This window comes from Streptomyces sp. NPDC054840, assembly GCF_053611065.1.
This window is the reverse complement of sequence record NZ_JBSGZP010000885.1, coordinates 1-2,467: the sequence shown is the minus strand read 5'-3', so window position 1 is coordinate 2,467 and position 2,467 is coordinate 1. Positions and strand designations below refer to the sequence as shown.

Genomic DNA, 2,467 nt, shown 5'->3' with positions numbered 1-2,467 from the left:
GCGCCGAGCTCGACTACGCCGCCCTCGTCCTGTGCGGCCCCGACGAGCACGGCGGCCGTAGGGGCCGGTTGTTCGCCGACTCCCCCGCCGACCCGGTGGCGGCCGAACACCGCCGCCGCGCGGAGGCGGTGGGCGGGCTGCCTCTGCCCGGGCACGCGGTGCGGCCCCGCGAGTCGGCGGGTTCCTTCGACCACCGCTGGGACGCCGCCGCCCGCGCCGACATTCCGTCGGACGGCACCTGGCACACCGTCACCGTCGGCGAGATCCCGATCGGTCTGCGCACCGAGTACGTCTGCGTGCCCTCCGTGGAGCAGACCGTCTACGCGACGCTGGTGCTCTCCAACGCCACCGACCAGGCGCTGCTCGCCGGCCCGGTAGAGGTCACCGTCGACGAGGACTTCCTGCTGACCGCCGCCCTGCCCACGCTGGCTCCCGGTGGAGTCCGCCGGGTGGGCCTCGGGCCCGCCGAGGGGGTCCGGGTCACCCGTCGCACGAACCTGCGCGAGTCGACCTCGGGCCTGCGCAACAACACCACCGTGCTCGACCACCAGGTCCACGTGGAACTGGCCAACCGGCTCGCCGGGCCCGTCACCGTCGAGGTCCACGAGCGGGTTCCCGTCACCTCCGATCCGGACGTGCGGATCGAGGAACGCGCCGACTGGACGACACCGGAGGACGGCGCCGGGCCGGAACACCAGGCCCCGGGCACCCGCGTCTGGCGGGTGGACCTGCCCGCCGGGGGGACCACCGCCCTCGACGGCGGCTACGAGATCCGCATCCCGGCCGGCAAGGCCGTGGTCGGCGGCAACCGCAGGAACTGAGGCCCACCATGTCCATGTCCACGGCCCCGGAGCCGATCGCCCTTCCCGTCACCGCCGTGACCTGCCTGGAGGACCGCGCCCACATCGAGCGCACCGCCGTACTCGACCTGGAGGCCGGGGTGCAGCGGTTGCGGCTCGGTCCGGTGAGCGCGCTGGCCGTCGACCGCACCCTGCACGCCGAGCTGGCCGCCGAACACCCGGCCGCGGTGCTCGACGTACGGATCGTCCGTAGCTGGGAGCCGCGCGGACCGCTGCCGTCCCCCGACGAGGACTCCGCGCTGCGCCGGCGCGTGCGCGGCCTGGAGGAGGAGCAGCTCGCCCTGGGGCAGCGGCGCGATCGGCTGCATGCCCGGCTCGACCTGCTCGGCCGTCTCGCCACCGATCTGCTGCGGGAGATCGGCGAGGGCGCCGGCTCCGGCGAGTCCGACGGGCCCCGGTGGGCCCGCGAGATGGACCGGGTGGACGGCGAGCGCGATACGTACGGTGAGCAACTGCGCACCGTGGACGCGCGGTTGGCCGCCCTCGCCGTCGAGCTGGCGGAGACCCGGCAGGCCATGGACCGCTCGGAGACCGAGCCCGCCGAGCTGGTCGGCCATATCGAGCTGACCGTGGACAACGCGGCCGCCGGTCCGGTCCGGTTGCGCCTGAGCCATCTCACCCCGTGCGCGCTGTGGCGGCCCGCCTACCGGGTGCTGCTGGACGGGGACTCGCTGACGCTGGAGACGGACGCGATGGTCTGGCAGCGCACCGGAGAGGACTGGTCCGACGTACGGCTGACCCTGTCGACGGCGCGGTCGGCGCAGACCACCGAGCCGCCCCGGCTGGGCGAGGACCGCCTCACGCTGGGTGACCGCACCGCGGCGGAGCGCCGCACGGTCGACGTCGAACTGCGCGAGGAGGAGATCGGGGACCTCGGCCCCGCTGCCCCCGTGCTCGGCCTGCCCGGGGTGGACGACGGGGGCGAGGCGCGGGTGCTGCACTCCCCCGTACCGGTCTCCGTACGCGGGGACGGCCGCGCCCACCGGGTGCCGCTCTCCGCCTTCAGCACGGCTGCGCGCAGCGAGTACGCCTGTTCCCCCGAACTGTCCCCGCTGGTCACCCGGGTGGTGTCCTTCGAGAACCGGTCCGGTCACGCACTGCTGGCCGGTCCTGTGGATCTGGTCCGCGGCAGCGGGTTCAGCGGCCGCGGCACGCTGGACTTCACCGCCCCGGGGGCCCCGGTCGAGCTCGCCTTCGGCAGCTGCGACGACCACCGCGTGGTCCGGTACACCGAGGAGTCCCGTGACTCGGCCGGATTCACCCAGCGGACGGTGATCACCCGCACGGTCCGGCTGCACCTGTCCCGGTTCTCCGCCCCCGGCGACCACGGCGAGCGGGTGGTCGTCGTCCGCGAGCGGATCCCGGTCTCCGAGGTCTCGGCGGTGGAGGTGCGCCTGCGCAAGGAGGCCTGCTCGCCGGTGCCGGACGCGGTCGATTCCGAGGGCATCGCCCGTTGGGACGTGGCGCTCGCCCCGGGCGGCCGGCGCACGGTCACCCTGGTCTACGAGTTGTCGGCGAGTGCCAAGGTCACCGGGCTCTGAGGCGGCCGGGCTCTGAGGTGGCCGGGCTCTGGGGCGGCCGGGCCCTGGGGCGGCCGGGCCCTGGGG

General features: G+C 75.1%; 2 protein-coding genes. Both read left to right on the top strand.

Translation table 11 applies throughout. From position 1 onward, the window contains the following. Window positions 1-821 (top strand): DUF4139 domain-containing protein (locus tag ACWGIU_RS35500; RefSeq protein ID WP_453712211.1); only part of this gene is annotated, 821 nt, incomplete at its 5' end. 14 nt (window positions 822-835) lie between these two features. After that, complete coding sequence (locus ACWGIU_RS35495) at window positions 836-2,401, top strand: mucoidy inhibitor MuiA family protein (protein ID WP_453712212.1); 1,566 nt, start codon at window positions 836-838, stop codon at window positions 2,399-2,401. The last annotated feature ends 66 nt before the right edge of the window (window positions 2,402-2,467 follow it).

Coding starts and splice junctions, on each gene's coding strand:
- ACWGIU_RS35495 (WP_453712212.1), top strand. CDS start 836: ATGTCCACGGCCCCGGAGCCGATCGCCCTTCCCGTCACCGCCGTGACC.